The organism is Pseudoxanthomonas sp. UTMC 1351 (genome assembly GCF_040948865.1).
In the GTDB taxonomy this organism is placed as follows: Bacteria; Pseudomonadota; Gammaproteobacteria; order Xanthomonadales; family Xanthomonadaceae; genus Pseudoxanthomonas_A.
Map to the genome: position 1 here is coordinate 17,477 of NZ_JAVGJT010000010.1, position 18,024 is coordinate 35,500.

An 18,024-nucleotide genomic window follows, 5' to 3' on the forward strand; every position below is an offset into this window, starting at 1 on the left:
TGGCTTGCAGGGTTGCACGTCAATGGACGGCGCTTTTTGTAGGCGTTTGCTTCTGTAGGAGCGGCGTCCCGCCGCGAGCTCTTGCCTTGTTGTTGGAGAAAAGCAAGAGCTCGCGCCGAGACGGCGCTCCTACGGTCATGGGCGTTTGTTTTTGTAGGAGCGGCGTCCTCGCCGCGAGCTCTTCGTTCAGATCGCAATAAAGCCAAGGACGATTGAAGCTTGCCTGTTCGCCATCGTGGCGCGCTGCGGCGCGCTCTTGATCGCGCGCATTGAACGGCTACCGGGGCGCGGAGCGGCGTCCCGCCGCGAGCTCTTGCTTCGGCGGTGGGATAGAAGCAAAAGCTCGCGCCGAGACGGCGCTCCTACAAGGTCAAGGGCTTCCGCTTTTGTAGGCGTTTGCTTTTGTAGGAGCGGCGTCCCGCCGCGAGCTCTTCCGTCGGCGATCCGATAACGCAAGAGCTCGCGCCGGGACGGCGCTCCTACAGGGTCATGGTTGTTTGCTTTGATGGAATTGCCCTTGAACGCAATCCAACCATCACTCTTCCCGCTGAAAACTCACCCGCTCCGGGCGGTGCAACGCAAACCCTTGTCCGAAATCAACGCCCAGCGTACCCAGCGTACGCGCCAGCGCTTCGCTGCTGACCCATTCGGCGACTACTTTCAGCCCGCGCTGATGGCCGATCTGCGCAATGGCGTTGACGATGGTGCGGCTCATCGAATCCGATTCCAGATCGCGAATAAAACTGCCGTCGATCTTGATAATGTCCACCGGCAGGTTCTTCAAATAGCCGAACGAGGACATGCCCGCGCCGAAATCGTCCAGCGCGATCAGGCAGCCGGCATCGCGCAGGCGCTCGATGACGTTCACCACCTTGAGCAGATTGCGCACCGCTACCGTCTCGGTGATTTCGAAGCAGAGTTTCTGCGGTGGCACCGCATGGCGGCGAATCAGCTCCAGGATGAAATCGGCCAGGCCGCTGTCTTCGATGCTGGCGCCGGACAGGTTGATGGCGCAAATACCCAACTGTTCGCCGGAAGGGTGCAGATGATTGAAGTTGGCCAGCGCGGTCTGGATTACCCAGCGGTCCACGGTGGGCATCAGGCTGTAGCGCTCGGCTGCCGGCAGGAAGGTGCCCGGCAGCACCAGACCACCTTGTTCATCGCGAAGGCGCAGCAGCAGCTCGATGCGCGCTGGGTCATTGTCGCTGCCAACCAGCGGCACGATCTCCTGGTAGTCCAGCAGCAGGCGGTCTTCTTCCACTTCCCAGCGCAGGCGGTTGGCCCATTCCATTTCGCTCTGCCGGCGTGTGGTCTCGTTGTCCTGGCGATAGACGTGGACGCGGTTGCGACCGTTCTCCTTGGCCTGGTAGCACGCGGTGTCGGCCCAGGCCAGCAAGTCCTTGAGCGTGGGTTCGCCATGGTCCACCACCACCACGCCGACGCTGGCGCTGATGGTGTAGGTACGGCCTTCCCAAACGAACATCAGCGCTTCGATGCATTCGCGCAGACGCTCGGCCAGCACGCGTGCGCCTTCGGCATCCACGCGGAAGGCGATCAGCCCGAACTCGTCGCCGCCCAGACGGGCCAGGACATCGCCGGTGCGCAATTGCTGGCGCATGGTCAATGCCAGCTGCGCCAGCAATTGATCACCCGCCATATGGCCGGAGATGTCGTTGATCAGTTTGAACTGATCCAGGTCGATGTAGAGCAGGGCGCACGGGTCGCCGCCGACACGGCGTTCGGCCAGGGCATTCTCCAACCGCCGTTCGAACTCACGACGGTTGAACAGCTCCGTCAAGGTGTCGTGCGCGGCCTGGTAGCTGAGCATCTCGGTCAGTTGGCGCTGCTCCGAGATGTCGGTGGCGACCATCAGCAGGTGTTCGCGGCCTTCCATTTCTACTCGTGCAATGGAGGTGTTGGCCCAGAATTGCCCGCCGGCCGGCGTAATAAGCACCGCTTCGACATTGCTCCAATCGCCGGCCGCCAAATCCAGGCCATTGGCGCGAAGGCGCAGCGACGGGTCGGCGAAAAGCGACGACAAGGTGGCGCCGGCATGCTCCGTTTCCCCCAGTCGCAACCGCGCCGCCTGATTGGCGTAAAGAATGCGTCCTTCGTTCGCGTCGGCCAGCAGCACCAATGCGGGCAACAATTCGTTGAGCGTGCGGAACCGGTTTTCGACTTCCCGGTAACGTGTCGTCAGCTTCTGTCCCAGCGCGACCGCACGGTGACGGGTGGTGGCCAACGACCACAACAACAACGACAACAACGCACTGATGACAACACCGGTGAAGACGATGACCGACAGTCGGCTGTTCTCCACCGGAACCAGGCGCGGGCGTAGATCGACCGACCAGCGCCGCCCACCGAAATCCAAGGTGCGCGGGTACAGCGCGGTGTTGCTCGGGATTGGCGCGGCTGAGTCAAAGAACGGCGGGGTGGGTCCGTCGGTTATGTCGCTGACGCGTACCCGGAACGTATCCAGCACGGGCCCGTGCAGCGCTTGCTCCACCAACGCACGCAAGCGCAGGCTGATCGCCAGCGAGCCGATTTCGCGCTGCCTGCGTTCGGCGACGGTGCCGGGAAGCGCGCCATTGGAATACACCGGCAGACGAACCACGATCCCCATTGAATCGGGCGAACCGGCCGGGAACTGCCGCAACGCGAATGGCGATGAGACGACCGGTTGATCCGTGTCCCGGGCACGGTACAACGCTTGCAGGTTGCCCGGCTGGCTGGCGATGTCCAGGCCCAGCAGCACTTCATTGCCGCGGTAGGGCACGATGAACTCGTAGAGGTAGCTGTCCCGATCCGCCTGGCGGGCGCCGCGGCGGGCGAATCCGGTGATCACCTGGCTGGGCAGCGTGGCCGTGCGCAGATTGTCGTTGTATTGGGCGAAGACGGCCTGATCGATGTCGTGGTTGGAAAGAAATACCGTCTGCAGCGCTCGCAGTTTTGTCGCCGCCTGCTCAAGCGGCTCCCGCAGGCGGGTCACGCTGATGTCGGCCATGGCGTTGTGCAGGGCATGGGTGCGTTCACGCGTGTCGTGCCATTCGCGATAGGCGGCCAGACCGGTTAACAACAAGCCGAGGATGAGCACCACGGAAGCCCAGGCAGCCGGCGGCAATCCGAGCAACATCTGCATGTCGTCGGACGGGGTTGCGGTTTCCGGTTGATGCTTTGCCGTCATCGGCATCTGAACGCCCTCGCGCCTGGAACCCGGCGTTGACAAGAAGAATGAACGACAGTTTTGGCCCGTCTTTCACCAGTGCCTGTATCGGTGGGCTTGTATGTTGTTAAGCAATGGATGTGCCAGCTTTGGCGGGCTGGGTGAATTGGCTAGCCTTGGAACGCTATCGGCCGATCCCCGGCTATCTTGACCGCCGCGCTTGATGGCAGAGATGAAGGTGGCGAGAGGTGGTTGTTGGAGCCGTTCAAAGTCTTGCTTGACGGACTTTGAGATTGTTAGGGAAGGTCTGAACAACCAACTATCGTCATTCCCGCCTTCGCGGGAATGACGAGCAAAAGCCGAATGGCTGGTCATGACGAGCAAAAGCCGAATGGCTGGTCATGACGAGCAAAAGCCGAATGGCTGGTCATGACGAGCAAAAGCCGCACGGCTGGTGATGACAACAACTACTCAGACGATACCTACGATCTGCTAGCGCCTATGGCCAATGGCTGGCGTATCGATGATCCAGCGCTCCAGCGAAGATGGCGAAAGCGCGCGTGAGAACAAATAGCCTTGCAGGACATGGCAGTTCAGATCGGCCAGCAGATCCCGCTGGGCCTGCGTTTCCACGCCTTCGGCGACAACCGTCAAGCGCAGGCTCTCGCCTATGCGCAGGATCGAAGTGGTCAGCGCGCGCGCGGATTCGCTGGTTTCCAGGTCGCGCACGAAGCTCATATCCAGTTTGATCTCGCTGATCGGCAGCCGGTGGATGTGGCTGAGGCTGGAATATCCGGTGCCGAAGTCGTCGATCGACAACTGGATGCCCAGCCGATGGATGGCGTCGATATTGGCCAGCACCGACGGTTTCTGCGCCAGCATGACGCTTTCGGTCACTTCCACCACCAGGTCGCCAGGTTGCAGACCGCAGGCTTGGACGACGGCGGAAATGTACTCCGGCAAATCCAGGCGCTCGAAATTGATCGCCGACAGATTGATCGAGACACGCGGCACCGGCACCTGCCGCTTGCGCCAATCGGCCAACTGCTGGCAAGCGCGCTCCAGCGTCCAACGGCCTAGTTCGTCGATCAGCCCGCATTCCTCCGCCATCGGCACGAACGTCGATGGGGATATCTCGCCGATCTGCGGGTGGTGCCAACGCAGCAGCGCTTCTACGCCGTGCAGGTGCAGGCCATCGGTACTGTCGATCTGCGGCTGGTAGTGCAGTTGCAGCTCACCGGCACGCAGGGCGTCACGCAAGGCCGATTCCAGCGCCAGCCGCTCCTGCATGGCGCGGTTCATCTCGCCGCTATAGAACACGATGCGGCCACCGCCTTCGGACTTGGCGCGGTACATGGCGATGTCCGAATGGCGAAGCAGCGTATCCACGTCCCAGCCGTCGTTGGGGAATATCGCGATGCCGATGCTGGCACTGGGATTGAGCGCCATCCGCCCGGCGGTGGTCGGTTCGGACAGCCGCACCAGGATACGGTCGGCCAGGTCCGCCGCCTGATCCGCGGTGCAATCGGGTACGACGATGGCGAACTCGTCGCCTGCCAGGCGCGCGACGATGTCGACGCTGCGCAGTTCCAAGGTCAGGCGCTGCGCGATATCGCGCAACAGGCTGTCGCCGGCCGAATGCCCTTGCGTATCGTTGACGCGCTTGAAGCGGTCGATGTCGATGAACATGAAAGCGGCTGGAGAATCCGCGTGCGCGGCCGCCAGCAATGTCTGTTCGGCTTTGCCGCTGAACAACACGCGGTTGGGCAGTCCGGTCAGCGTGTCGTAGTAGGCCAGCTTGTGTACATGCGCCTTGGTGCGCTCGCGCTCCAACGCCAGCGCACACAGGTGCAGGCACAGATCCACCACACGTAGGTGGAACGCGTCCGGCTCACGGCGTTCGCGGTAATACAGTGCAAACGTGCCCAGGACCCGGGCATCGCTGGATTTGATGGGGCTGGACCAGCAGGCGCGCAGACCTAGCGCGAGGAAGGGCGCCTTGTAAGGTTCCCAGCGTGGATCGTTGGCGATATCCGGCGTTATCACCGGTTGGCCGCTCCAGGCGGCTGAACCGCAGGCGCCGACCATGGGACCGCATTCCAGGCCATCGATGAAAGCCGCCAGGCTTTCCGGCAGCCCCGGCGCAGCCAATGGCCGCAGCCGGCATTCCGCGTCCACGCCGATGACGCTGGCGGTTACGTCAGGCAGGATTTTCTCCACCTCGCGGCACACCACGTTCATCACTTCCTGGATTGGGCATTCGTTGACCATGGCGTCCAGCACCTTGCGGTGCAGCACTTCATGGATCTTGCTCTGGGTGATGTCGGTATAAACGCCGAGAATATGCGTCAGGTTGCCGGCCGGATCGCTGATGGGGTTGACCACGGCCGAAATCCACATCGGCACGCCCGCCTTGGTATAGACCAGGATTTCAGCGCGGTAGCTTTCTCTCGAGGCGATCCGTGAGCGGATGTATTCCAGCGTCTGCCCATCGGTATGCGGCCCGGCCAGGATGTCGCTGGGGCGGCGGCCGGCCACTTCTTCCAGCGTGTACCCCAGCATGCTGGCAAAGCCGCTGTTGGTATAGGTAATCCGGGCCTGCGGATCGCAGATGACCACCGCGTTGTCGCTGCGCCCTACGACCAGGGAAACCTCTTCCGCAGACGAAAGGCCGGAATATCTGGCAGTGGCTGCAGTCGGCTTCACGGCATGAATCCCTCGCTATTTTCTGGATATGGCTGGGGGACCTCGGCTTTATAACAGCCAACGCGCGAAAAGGGCGGTGTGCGCCGGGCTGGTCAGGTGTATCGGCCGAAGCGGCGCCGCCTTTAACCGACCAGCGGTAGCAGCGCGCTCCCGGCCGGGAGCGTATTCATCTACGCCGAACCAGGTCATGGGCGTTTGCTCTTGTAGGAGCGGCGTCCCGCCGCGAGCTTTTCCCCCGGCGGTGCGATAGAGCAAGAGCTCGCGCCGAGACGGCGCTCCTACGGTCATGGGTGTTTGCTTTTGTAGGAGCGGCGTCCCGCCGCGAGCTTTTCCCCCGGCGGTGCGATAAAGCAAGAGCTCGCGCCGAGACGGCGCTCCTACGGTGATGGGCGTTCGCTTTTGTAGGAGCGGCGTCCCGCCGCGAGCTTTTCCCCCGGCGGTGCGATAAAGCAAGAGCTCGCGCCGAGACGGCGCTCCTACAGGTCATGGGCGTTCGCTTTTGTAGGAGCGGCGTCCCGCCGCGAGCTTTTCCCTGGCGATGCGATAAAGCAAGAGCTCGCGCCGGGACGGCGCTCCTACGGTCATGGGCGTTTGCTTTGGTAGGAGCGGCGTCCCGCCGCGAGCTTTTCCCCTGGCGGTGCGATAGAGCAAGAGCTCGCGCCGGGACGGCGCTCCTACACACGCCGCTTTTTTGCGGATTACTCAGTCGGCTGGCGCAGCGAAGTTCACGTAGATCGGGTTGCTCAGCAGCTGCAGGCGGCCATCGGCGCCGTAGACATTCACGCTCAGCCAATGGCGTCGGCCATCGCTGCGCCAATCGAAGCTATGGCGCTGTGCCGCGTTGTGTACTTTCGCGTCACCGAGTAGCGCCGCAGGTTCGCCATCCACCAGCACTTCGACGCGTCCACCCACGGCATTTTCGATGTCGATGGTGAAACTTGCGCGCGCATCTTTTTCCAGCGCCAACGCACCACCCATCGGAGTCTCACCGCCGTCATGCCGCACGTTGAAGTCCAGCTTGCGGTCGCGGCTTCCCTGCACGTCAATGAACACCCGTCCACTGCGAATGCCGGCCAGGATGGCGGGCTGCGACAGATTCTCGGCATACACCACGGTGGTGGGTATACCGATGCGGCTTGCACCGAACGAAGCTTCCTGCAACGGCGCATTGTGATTGTCGCTGCCGCCGATGGCGGTCAGCCGATATCCTGCCGAGAGTTGTTTGTGCCAGAACGGAATGCCGGAAATCGGCGTGCCAGGATCGACACCGTTGACCGCTTCCACCGCGATGAAGCGGTGCAGCGACACCGGATTTTTCGGTGTCCAGCCGCAGCCCATACAGCGTTCGCCGCTGGGCACCATCGGATGGTTGATGGACACCGGCACGCCGCGCTGTTGCATCCGTTCCAGCAACGTATTCCAGTCCGGCACTTCATCGCTGCCCAGGCGGAAATCCAGATCGGCCTGCAGCCCGAACGCGTTGACGTGTCCTTGAAAGGTGGTGATCTCCATGCCGGGCATCATCAGCAGGCGATCGTAGTACGGTTGCAAGCCGCGGATGTCGTGCAGGTGCGATACCGCGTTGTGATCGGTGATGGCGACAAAATCCAGTCCGCGTTCTACGGCCGCCTGCGCGGTGAGGAACAGCGGGCAGGGCACGCGCGTGCCGGATTGGTTGGCGCAGCTGGCGTCGCTATGCGCGGTATGCATGTGCAGATCGCCGCGGTACCAGCCGGGCTGCGGATTCAATACCGGTAGCAGCGATGCGGGAATCTCTTCGGGCGTGCCCGCCGGTGTAAAGCGGATACGTGCGGTGTACTCGGCTTTGCTGTCGGGACGGATATTGGGAATGCCCAGGAGCAGCTTCCACGTGCCAGGCTTCAAGTGGCCAGGCAGGTAGGACGGCGTGGCGTCATTGGCCGACACCGTGAACAGTCGCTTGTTGCCGCCGCTCCAGCCGCGGAATCCATCGGGGTCCAGCAAGCCCAGGTCGATCGTGGTCTTGTCTTCCCGTCCGGTGTAGTCGAACTCCACCGTGATGCGCGCGGTGCCCGGCGCCACCGTGAAGGGAACGGTGCGGTAAGTTTGATGATCGCGGCCGTCCAGTTGTCCTCGCAGCACCAGTTCCGCTGCGCGCTCTTCGATGACATGCTCTTCGGTGGTGTGTTCGTCCTGCTGGGCGGCACCCGCATACACCGGGACTACGCACAACAGCAGACACACCATTCCAAGCCATCCACGCCACGCACGCATTTCGCTCATTCCTCGATCGCCAGCCCGGCGCACTTGTCGGCCGCACGGCGCGGATTGCATCGCCCGACCGCGCCGTCTTGCAGGCGCACCTGGTAGTCGCTGAATCGCCGCTCCGGTTCGATGTAGTCGGTCGATACGATCTGCGCGCCACTGGCGAAGGCCGCTTCACGCCGGCGTGTATCGTTGCGGCGTGCTTCCCAAGTGTCGGCATCGGCGCGTGTACGGATCAGATAACCGTTATCGACAGCGGCGGCGATTCGCGCTGGCTCTTTCAACGGATCATTGAGCGTCAGGTAAGCCGCATCGTCGTCCGATTCGGTTGGGGAATTGACGAACATTGCGCTGTTATCCGCGCGAGTGCTTTGGTAAAGCGCCACTTTGGCGGGGGCCTCATCCAGGACGAACAGTACCCGCCCGCGGGCATTCGCCAGTGTTGGCCACCCATCGGTGCGGATCGCATGCCGCACGGAAGGCTTATCGCCTTGCAGTTGGCGTGGTTCGATCAGCGACCCCGCGGGGAATACAGAGCGGATTTCCGCATCCAGTGCATCGAACGCCACGGCATCGAACGGGAGCGGTGATACCGCGCCAGGCGCTGCGGGGCCATCCTTGGCGTTGATCAGGATCACGATGGGCAGATGCCGCGGATGCGCCAGCGACCATGCACGCACGATCCGCAGGCACTCGGCAAACGGCTGGCAGCTGCTGCGATAGTCGATATCGGACAGGTGCATCACCTTGAAGCCGGGCGCTCGCATCGCCTGGCGCTGCTCGGCAGCCAGCGACGGATGCGTGTAGCGGCCGCCCTGTGGGTCATGAAAAATATCCAGTTCCAACCCGCGCACGCCGCGGTCCAGCTGCTCGGCCAGTGGCCGATGACCATAGTCCAGGCTATCGGCGCCAGCCGGGTCACGCAGGCGGTGCGCGGCCAGCACCTCCGGCGCCATCGGCTGCTTGTAGCTGTTATGCGTGCCGATGACCTGGATGTCGTTGATGCGCAGATTCGCATCCATCCATGCTTGTGCGCAGCCTGGGCCTGCCTGACGTGCGTCTTCCGCCGCCAGATCGCAGGGCGCGGTCGCCGCCGCCGCACATGGCGAAATAGCCAGTGCGGCAAGTAGCGAAGCCGCACGGAGAGGCATCCGCGCGAAGGGAATAACCAGGTCTCGCATCTTCAACTGCACGCGCCTCAGAACCGGTACATGACGGCCAGACGGTACGCACGGCCCAGCAGCGGACGCGCGATGAAAGTGTTGGCGCCGGCGTCGCCGCTCGCGAGTTCGCCCGAACGCGGGTTTCCTTCGGTAAGCCCCAGCGAGTTATCGATATTGTCCACGTAGGCGAACATCGACCATTGATCGTCGAACGCATAGCGCCCACTGAAGTTGAAGACATCGTAGGAGGGCAGGCGTACCGAGTTGGCAACGTCGACATAGCGCTCGCCCTGGCGTTCGTACGACAACTGCAGGCGCAGGCGGTCGTTCAACAGATTCAGGCCGGGAACAATCCGCAGGCTGGTTTTCGGCACGCGGATCAGCTGATTGCCGTCGTAGTCGCGGATGACGTTGCCGCTATCGGTATATCGCAGTCCATCGTACTGCGGGTCCTGCACGGTAGCGGTCACCGAAACATCGAACCAGTCAGCCGGATAGAACGTTCCTTCCAACTCCAGGCCGGTAGTGCGTGTGCTGGCGGTCAATCGTTGCGGAGTCGACGAATTGTTGTTGGGGTCGAATACGTAGTTGGTGTAGCCGACGTTGTCATACTTGGTATAGAAGGCGGTGGCATACAGGTCGAAATTCTGATGGCTGTATTTGTAGCCGACTTCGCCCAGATCCATGGTTTGGATATCCGGCGTTGCGGTGGCGTTGGTGATGAACGAACCCAGGTTCGGCAGCCGGAACGTCGAGGTCCAACGCGCGAACAGGCCGGAGTAGTCGTCGAACTGCCAGTTGCCGCCCAGCGTCCAGCCCAGCTTGTCGAAGCTCTGGTCGTAGTGGGAGTAGGTGCCGTCGCCGGTGTACATGATGCTTTCGGCGATGGGCCCGGGGCCATTGAGATTCGGTTGCCGACGCCCTTCCACCCAGCCCTCGGTGTTTACCTCTTCCCAGCGAACGCCGCTGTCGATGCGCAGGCGGTCATTCACCTGCCACTCGTCGGACAGGTAGAACGCATGCGTGGTCGAACGGCCGCTGGCGTTTTCCCATTCATAGCCGTAGCGCCAGATGCCACCGTCGCTGACGGTCCCCACCGGATTGCCGCTGGCGTCCACCGCCACCAGATCCAGCAGGCGCGCGTTGTTCTGTACATCCAATAGAACGGTGGAGGAATAGCGGTCGAAGTCCTGATCGACCTGGGCATAGTAGTAGCCAAAACTCACGTCGTGGCTTTGCTCTCCGAACTCGAACCTGTGGGAGACTCGCGCATCGTTCATCAGTTCGTTGACCGGCACCGTGATGCCGCGCAGTCCGCCGATCACGATCAGCCCGTTGCCGTTCTGATTGGCGGTGTCGTAGGTCTGTCCCGGTGAGGTGACGTAGCGGAGCTGCAAAGCGGTCGCGCCCGGATAACGCCCGAGCACGGCAGGCGTGGCGTTGGCGTCAATGAAAGACTGTGCGCTTTGCATCGAGTTCGGGAACATGCCATTGCGCTGCGTTTCAGTGGTGTTGTAGCGCATGCTGTCGCGCAGCACCCAGCCGCCGAAGTCCTTTTCGAACTTCATCGTGTACTGATCGCGTTTGACGTGGGTGCCTTCGCTGTTGTCGAAGTCGTAGCCGGCGCCATCGTAGGTGATCATGTGCATGCGCTGGGTCTCCGGACCCGCCAGCGTGCCGTGGCTTCCGTCGAATCCGGGAACCGCACGGATTTCACCATCCGCGTAAGTCCGCATCGGCACGCCCAGGTACAGCATCACCTTGTCGTCCATGTGCTTGACGTCGAAGGACAAGCTGCCGCCTTCCAGTTCGCGTACCAGGTTCACGCGCACCTGTCCGCCATCGTTGGCGGTAAAGCCGGGGTCGCGCACGCCGTTGTCCTGGCGGTAGAAGCCACCTACCGACAGCTTCCAGTCCTGGCCGATCGGCGTGCCCAGCCAGAAGTCGCCGCGGTACAGGCCGTAATCGCCAAGGGTGTACTTGAAAATGCCTTCGGCCTTGTCGCCGGGCTGGCGGGGGATGAAGTTGACGGCGCCGGCGGGCGCGTTGGAATAGAAGATCGATGACGGGCCACCGCGCACTACTTCGATGCGTTCGGTGGTTTCGTCCAGACGGAACGCCTGGTCGCCATTGAGCCAGCCCAGCGCGGGGTCGTGCTGCACCGGCAGACCGTCATCGAGCAGCGTGACGGAGCCGAAGCCATCGACCGGAATGCCGCGCGCGCGCACGTTGCCGCTGGCTTCGCCACCGGATGCTTCCACCCAGAAGCCGGGCACGCTCTTCAGCGATTCGGTGACGCTGGTGGGCGCCTGCATGCGCAGGCGCTCTTCGTCGATAGCAGTCAACGAATAGCTGGTTTCCGCTTTGCTGCGCACGCCGGTGCCGGCGCGTGCGGTGACCACCACCGTGTCCAGTCGGGTCGCTTCGGCTTGACCGGCGCCGGCCGGCATGTCGCTTGAACTATTGCTTTCCGTTTGTTGTGCCAAGACGGGCGAGCTCAACAAGGCGGCGCAAGTGCCGAAGAACAGAGCGCTGCGGACAGCGCCGCAAAGGCGGTGGGGTGTGATCGACATAAGTAGTGTTTCCGATGGCGGACGAGAGGCTACGGACGCGCACGGCGCGAAGCCAGACATGCTGGCGGCTTAATTTGAAATGCGTGTTACCGCTATCTTTCGTTTACATGAATCGTGCGCGTATCCCATACGTCGGCCCCACGTGGCTAACGCCAGGGATAGCCAACCGGAGATTCCCAAGGCTTGGTGTTCGCCGTCTTCTACAGCGACAATGCCGGCATGAACGATATTTCTGCTGATGTGTTGGACGCGCTGGAAACCGAAACCGGAGCTTCACCGGAGTGGTCGGTGCTGTGGCTGCATGGCCTGGGCGCGGATGGCCACGATTTCGCGCCTATCGTGCCGGAGCTGGTGAGGCCGGGTTGGCCTGCCTTGCGCTTCGTATTCCCGCACGCGCCGGTGCGGGCGGTCACCATCAACAACGGCATGCGCATGCGTGCGTGGTACGACATCGTGGGCATGGACTTCCCCAACCGCGCCGACAGCGAAGGCGTGGCGCAGTCCATCGTCCAAGTGGAGGCCCTGATCGCCCGCGAGCAGGCGCGTGGCATCGCTCCCGAAAGACTGTTGTTGGCCGGATTTTCGCAAGGCGGCGCGATCGCCTTGGCGGCTGGCCTGCGTCGGGCACAGCCGCTGGCTGGGCTGATCGCGCTGTCCACCTACTTGCCCGGTGCGGACCAGGCGACGGGCGCACTGGCCGAAGCCGTGGTCCGCCAGCCCATCTTCATGGCCCACGGCGAAGGCGATCCGGTGATTCCCCTGGTTTATGCCGAACGCAGCGCACAGGTGCTGAAGGGGCTCGGTTTCACCATCGATTGGCACCGTTATCCCATGGCCCACCAGGTGTGCGCGGAAGAAATCCGTGATCTGGGTGACTGGATGGGGCAGCGTTTTGCGTTGTGACCGGATGAGAGTACCGGCCGGATGACGATAGACGCCCCGGCGGCTACTATGCGCCAGGAACGGGGATTCGTTCATCTTGAGGTATCCCACATGAAAGTGGTCATCGCAGACGACGAATCGCTGGCCCGCGAGCGATTGCGGGCGCTGCTCGCCGAGCACGCCGGTGTGGAAGTCGTGGCGGAAGCCGATAGCGGGCTGGAAGCGTTGCGTGCCTGCGCGGAACACGGCCCGGACCTGGTGCTGCTGGATATCGCCATGCCTGGCGTGGACGGATTGGAAACCGCACGCCATCTGTCGGCGTTCGACCCGCGCCCCGCCGTGGTGTTCTGCACCGCCTACGATGAGCATGCGTTGTTGGCGTTCGAAGCGGCGGCCATCGATTATCTGATGAAGCCGATCCGTCCCGAACGGCTGGCGGTGGCGCTCGAGCGTGCGCGCACTTTCGTGGCCGGCCGCAGCAACCAGGCACCGGTGGATATCAGCAACCGTTCGGCGCGTACGCATTTGTGCGCACGCCTGCGCGGCAGCCTGCGCCTGATCCCGATCGAAGAGGTGCACTATCTGCAGGCGGAAGAAAAGTACGTGGTGGTGCATCACGTACGCGGAGAAGATCTGATCGAGGAGTCGTTGAAGTCGCTGGAGGAGGAATTCACCGGCCGCTTCGTACGTATCCACCGCAATTGCCTGGTCGCGCGGCACGAGCTGGTTGAGCTCAGGCGCGTCGGCGACGGCCACGTGCAGGCCATCCTGCGCCATGGCAAGGCGCCGCTGGAAGTCAGCCGCCGCTGCGTGGCGGGCCTGCGCGAAACGGTGAAGAACCTCTAAACCTGCTCCTGCGGTTCATCACTTCGTAGAGCGAAGCATGCCCCGCTGCTTCTCCATGGGGGCTCTACCACAAGCGCCTTTGTGGCTATTCGCTATCGCCGGCCGTTGCGACGGCCTTGTTGCCATCGAATCGGGTGTTATCGCGGGGCGCAGCTCCGCTCCACGAAGGGCCTTATGCCGGATAATGGCCGCATGACACCTTTACGCATCGCCACCCGTAAAAGCCCGCTCGCCCTGTGGCAAAGCGAACACGTCGCCGACCAGCTGCGCGCCGCGCATCCTGGGCTGGAAGTGGTGCTGGTGCCGATGAGCACGCGCGGCGATGAGGTGCTGGACCGTTCGCTGGCCGCTATCGGCGGCAAGGGTTTGTTCCTGAAGGAGTTGGAAGTGGCGATGCTGCGCGGCGACGCCGATTGCGCCGTGCATTCGCTCAAGGATGTGCCGATGGACCTGGAAGCGCCCTTCGCGTTGCCGGCCATCCTGTCACGCGCCGATCCGGCCGATGCGTTTGTGTCGTTGGACCATGCCGATATCGATGCGCTGCCGATGGGCGCCCGGGTGGGCACGTCGTCGCTGCGCCGGCAGGCGCAACTGCGTGCGCGGCGCCCGGATCTTCAATTGCTGGATCTGCGCGGCAACGTCAATACGCGACTGGCACGGCTGGATGCCGGCGAATACGACGCCATCGTGCTGGCCTGTGCGGGCCTGCAGCGGTTGGGCTTCGAAGGACGCATCCGCACCCGGCTGGCTGCGCCGCAGTGGCTGTCGGCGCCAGCGCAAGGCGCTATCGCGGTGGAATGCCGCGGCGACGATGCCGCCACCGCCGCGCGGCTGACAGCGCTGGACCACGCACCCACCCGTTGTTGCGTGGAAGCCGAGCGCGCCATGAACCGTGCTCTGCACGGCAGCTGCCATGTGCCCGTGGCCGCGTATGCCGAGTTGCATGAAGCACGCCTGCGGCTGTCCGGCTTGGTTGGTTCGGCCTCGGATGGCAGATTGGTGCGGGCGGATAAAGAAGGCGCCGCCGATGCGCCGCAAGCTTTGGGTAAAGCGGTGGCGGCGCAGCTGCTGGCGCGAGGCGCGGGGGAGTTGTTGAGCGGTCTTTGAGCGGGAAGCGGGAGCACACGTAAAGCTCTAGCTTCGCCCCCTTTATAAAGGGGGCTTACGGGGGATTTGCTGTTGCTTTATTTTTAGTAGGAGCAAAAGCAAATCCCCCTCAAATGCTTTTCAACCGCCGAATGGCGGGTCATCCCCCTTTTTCGCTTTCAACAGCCGAATGGCTGGTCAAGGGGGAGGTAAGTCCTAGGCTTTTCCCTGACCCCTAACCCCTGACCCCACTCACTTAAACTTATAAACCACATTCATCGTGGTCAACGTGTCGGTCTTCTTGAGGTCGGGTGAGACATCGCTGTTGTGACGCGCCTGCCAGCCGGCCTTGAGCGCCAAGTGGGAATTCATCGTCACCGAAACTCCCAGGTCGTTCTGCGCGAAGGTGTTGTATTCGCCGGATTCGACCAGCAGCTTGTTGACGATCTCGGTGTTGTCGGTCAGCGAATAGCGCAGGTCGAAGAATCCGCGCCCGATCACGCCGGCTTCGTCACGGTCTTGCAGCGCATTGTGGGCGTTGCGGTAACCAGGGCCCAACTGCAGATCAAGCTGCGCACGATCGCTGTCTATCACGCGATTGCCGTAGCTGAGGCTCAGCGACTGCTGGCGGCTGTAGGTGCCGAAGTCGTCTTCCTCCAAACGCAGCGAGGTGTTGATGGTGCCGCGCTCATCCATCATGTAGCCGCTGTTGGCGCCAAAGGTGTAGCGGTTGGCGGTGGTGCGGGTTTTGCGCTGGGCGCCGCCATCATCGTCATCCATGTATTCGGACCGCGAGCGCAGGCCGAACAGGTTGGCGTTGTGCTTCCAGATACCGTCCGAATAGGTCACATCCAGCCGGCCATTGAGGCTTTCGGTGTTGCTGTTGCCGTTTGTGGCGGCATAGCCCAACTCGCCGCCACCCTTCAGCCTTGGCGCCGGCGCCGAGACGGTGGTGTTTGGCTTCAGCGACTCGGCGACGACCAGCGGTGCAGTGCGCTTGGGCGTGGCGGCGACCGTCTTGGCGAAGTTTTTCTGCGCCACTGGCGCAGTCTGCTTGGTGTTCTGGTGTTCGTCGTGCCCGTTTTGGTCCTGCGCACGCACGGCAGGGGCCAGCGTCACGAGAGCAGCGGTCAGGGTAGCGATGAGGGGGAGAAAGCGGGACATACACGGGCCTCGGATTGCGTGGCAGCATCCGTTCTATTAGAGCTGGAAGCGGTTACAGGGTATCGGCAAAGTCACATGCCTTCAAGCCAAGTGATTGTTTGGATTCAGATTGCTTATCTGGATTCTGTCAACGAATTCTGCCAAAGGCAGATGACAAACAGGATCGCGGGTGGTCACGGCCGGCAGTGTTCACGGTCGCGGTGAAGTTCTTCCTGCAAGCGTTCGCGTCTCCATCGGCTGCTATCAGGCAGCAGCCCCGCAATGTTCTCCTGGATACGGACGCAAGGGTCCTGGGTATAGCCCGCCCCGCCCAGGAGTTGTCCGATGGCGGCGACCACTTTCTTGGCGGGGGAGATGGAGGGTGCCATCTTGAACCGGTCGCCACGGTCGCCTCCGGGCAATCGCGCGCGCCGGTTGCGCAGTGGGTCTGGCGCGAAGTCGGGTGTGGGTACCGCATGCGGCTGCAGATCCCACAACGGACCTTGGATACGCGCAGCAACGGAAACGTTGGTTGCTGGAATTGCGGTGGCCGGCGGTTCCGTTGTGGCGTTGGGCGCTGGCGAGCGCTCTCGCTTAGTCGGCGCCTTGGCAGCGACCGGCGGCGGAGAAGGCGGTGGTTGGATGACTCGTGGCGTCGGTACCAGGACAAGGCGCGCGCGATGCTCTTCTGGGGTAACCACCGGGGTAGACACGGGAGAAAAAATCAGCAGCCGATAGAGCGCGATGTGCAAGGCGGCGACCAGGAGCCAGGCGCACCACTGCGTCATTCTTCCTTGAATTCCGTCCGTCATGCTGTCGCCACGATGTTTTTCGCAGTGTGGCGACGGTGCGGTTAAATCGTGGTTATGCGTGGCGTGCCAGGTTAGCGCTAAGACGGGCATGCCAGGGACAAGCCATCAGGCCGATATCGGGCGCTCCGAAACGCGAAGCAGCCATGGTGTCGGTGCACGCCCCAGGCACCGCACGGGCCCCGACCGCCTGGTGCGGCGGGCGTTCACCGATACCAACGTCAATCCGACGAAAACGGCCCCATCTCGGCCCAGGGCGTGCCATCCAATGAGTAGCCGTCCGCGCCGCGCCGCCGCTCGGGCCTGGTATCGGCATACACTTCCTCGCTCTTCCTTGCGTCGAACGCGCGGCGGCACGGCGCGGACGGCTACCCATTTGACGACAGACCCCTAATCCGCCCATGGACAAGATAGAACGCATCACCGCACTCCACCGCATCCTGAAAGCCGCGCGCTATCCGGTGACGGTAAAGCGATTGCAGGAAGAACTGGGCTGCTCGCGCGCCACGGTCTACCGCGACCTGGCTTACCTGCGCGATGCGCTGATGGCGCCGCTGGAAGGCGACGGCGAAGCGGGTTTCCGTTACCACGCTGGCGAGAGCGAACGTTTCGAATTGCCGGGCCTGTGGTTGAGTTCGGAAGAACTGTACGCCCTGTTGGCCGCGCAGCAATTGCTGGTGCGCACCGGCGGCGGCGTGCTCTCCGGCGCGCTCGCCCCGCTGCAGAAACGCATCGAAGGCCTGCTGGCCGACCATGCCGGCGTAGCGCAATGGCCGGTGGAACGCGTGCGTGTCATCCCGCACCGCGGCCGTAAGCTGGATGAAGCCAGCTTCCGTGTGGTCGCTTCCGGTGTCCTGGAGCGCAAGCAGCTGCAGTTCGAATACCGGGCGCGTTCGACCGACGAACGTACCCGCCGCACGGTGTCCCCGCAGCGCATCACGCACTATCGCGACAACTGGTACCTTGACGCCTGGGATCACGAGCGCAGGGCGCTGCGCAGCTTCGCCGTGGACCGCATCGGCAATGCACGCTTGTCCGACGAGCCCGCCCAGGACTTGCCCGAGACCGAGCTGAATCAGCACCTGGCCTCCAGCTACGGCATCTTCTCGGGCGAACCGAAAGGCTGGGCCACCATCATGTTCAGCCCCAAGGCCGCGCGATGGGTGGCGGACGAGCAGTGGCATTCCAAGCAGCAGGGCCGGCACCTGCCGGACGGGCGTTACGAACTGAAGATTCCCTACAGCGTGTCGCGCGAATTGCTGATGGACATCCTGCACTACGGCGCGGATGCGGAGATCGTCGACCCGCCAGTGCTGCGCGAGCAAGCCAAGTCGCTGCTGGAGTTGGCGCTGTCCAACTACGCGCGGTAGCCGCGCAGGGCAGACCTACGGCGCATCGGATCCGTA

The 18,024-nt window shown here is 63.0% G+C and carries 11 protein-coding genes; 4 read left to right on the forward strand and 7 right to left on the reverse strand.

What is annotated here, in order from left to right; genetic code table 11:
- Positions 1 to 535: 535 nt before the first annotated feature.
- The 5 genes from AB6O04_RS08615 to AB6O04_RS08635 form a co-directional block, all read right to left on the reverse strand.
- The gene (locus tag AB6O04_RS08615; RefSeq protein WP_368563447.1) at positions 536 to 3,187 is read right to left on the reverse strand and encodes an EAL domain-containing protein; all 2,652 of its coding nucleotides are present in this window, start codon (positions 3,185 to 3,187) and stop codon (positions 536 to 538) included.
- A gap of 471 nt (positions 3,188 to 3,658) precedes the next feature.
- Positions 3,659 to 5,872 carry an EAL domain-containing protein gene (locus AB6O04_RS08620; RefSeq protein WP_368563448.1) on the reverse strand — a complete coding sequence of 738 codons (2,214 nt, stop codon included), beginning with the start codon at positions 5,870 to 5,872 and terminating at the stop codon, positions 3,659 to 3,661.
- Between the two features lie 702 nt (positions 5,873 to 6,574).
- The gene (locus AB6O04_RS08625; RefSeq protein WP_368563449.1) at positions 6,575 to 8,125 is read right to left on the reverse strand and encodes a CehA/McbA family metallohydrolase; all 1,551 of its coding nucleotides are present in this window, start codon (positions 8,123 to 8,125) and stop codon (positions 6,575 to 6,577) included.
- 5 nt (positions 8,126 to 8,130) lie between these two features.
- Positions 8,131 to 9,297, reverse strand: a complete 1,167-nt coding sequence (locus AB6O04_RS08630) for a phosphatidylinositol-specific phospholipase C1-like protein (RefSeq protein WP_368563450.1) — start codon at positions 9,295 to 9,297, stop codon at positions 8,131 to 8,133.
- Between the two features lie 17 nt (positions 9,298 to 9,314).
- Positions 9,315 to 11,852 carry a TonB-dependent receptor gene (locus AB6O04_RS08635; protein WP_368563451.1) on the reverse strand — a complete coding sequence of 846 codons (2,538 nt, stop codon included), beginning with the start codon at positions 11,850 to 11,852 and terminating at the stop codon, positions 9,315 to 9,317.
- A 219-nt stretch (positions 11,853 to 12,071) separates the two neighbouring features.
- On the opposite strand from AB6O04_RS08635, the gene AB6O04_RS08640 reads away from it, so the two are divergent.
- From AB6O04_RS08640 to hemC, 3 genes are all read left to right on the forward strand, one after another.
- Positions 12,072 to 12,755 carry an alpha/beta hydrolase gene (locus tag AB6O04_RS08640; protein ID WP_368563452.1) on the forward strand — a complete coding sequence of 228 codons (684 nt, stop codon included), beginning with the start codon at positions 12,072 to 12,074 and terminating at the stop codon, positions 12,753 to 12,755.
- A gap of 90 nt (positions 12,756 to 12,845) precedes the next feature.
- Positions 12,846 to 13,580: a LytR/AlgR family response regulator transcription factor gene (locus AB6O04_RS08645; RefSeq protein ID WP_368563453.1), complete on the forward strand. Its 735-nt coding sequence runs from the start codon at positions 12,846 to 12,848 to the stop codon at positions 13,578 to 13,580.
- Positions 13,581 to 13,772: 192 nt separating this feature from the next.
- Complete coding sequence (hemC, locus tag AB6O04_RS08650) at positions 13,773 to 14,687, forward strand: hydroxymethylbilane synthase (RefSeq protein WP_368563454.1); 915 nt, start codon at positions 13,773 to 13,775, stop codon at positions 14,685 to 14,687.
- Positions 14,688 to 14,918: 231 nt separating this feature from the next.
- Here the strand turns inward: hemC and AB6O04_RS08655 are convergent, their stop codons facing one another.
- Both AB6O04_RS08655 and AB6O04_RS08660 read right to left on the reverse strand, forming a co-directional pair.
- The gene (locus AB6O04_RS08655) at positions 14,919 to 15,830 is read right to left on the reverse strand and encodes a YdiY family protein (RefSeq protein WP_368563455.1); all 912 of its coding nucleotides are present in this window, start codon (positions 15,828 to 15,830) and stop codon (positions 14,919 to 14,921) included.
- Positions 15,831 to 16,003: 173 nt separating this feature from the next.
- Entirely contained in the window at positions 16,004 to 16,597 is a 594-nt protein-coding gene (locus tag AB6O04_RS08660) for a hypothetical protein (protein WP_368563456.1), read from the reverse strand.
- A gap of 422 nt (positions 16,598 to 17,019) precedes the next feature.
- Here AB6O04_RS08660 and AB6O04_RS08665 point away from each other — a divergent pair, with 422 nt between their 5' ends.
- Positions 17,020 to 17,988: a helix-turn-helix transcriptional regulator gene (locus AB6O04_RS08665; protein ID WP_368563457.1), complete on the forward strand. Its 969-nt coding sequence runs from the start codon at positions 17,020 to 17,022 to the stop codon at positions 17,986 to 17,988.
- Positions 17,989 to 18,024: the final 36 nt, after the last annotated feature.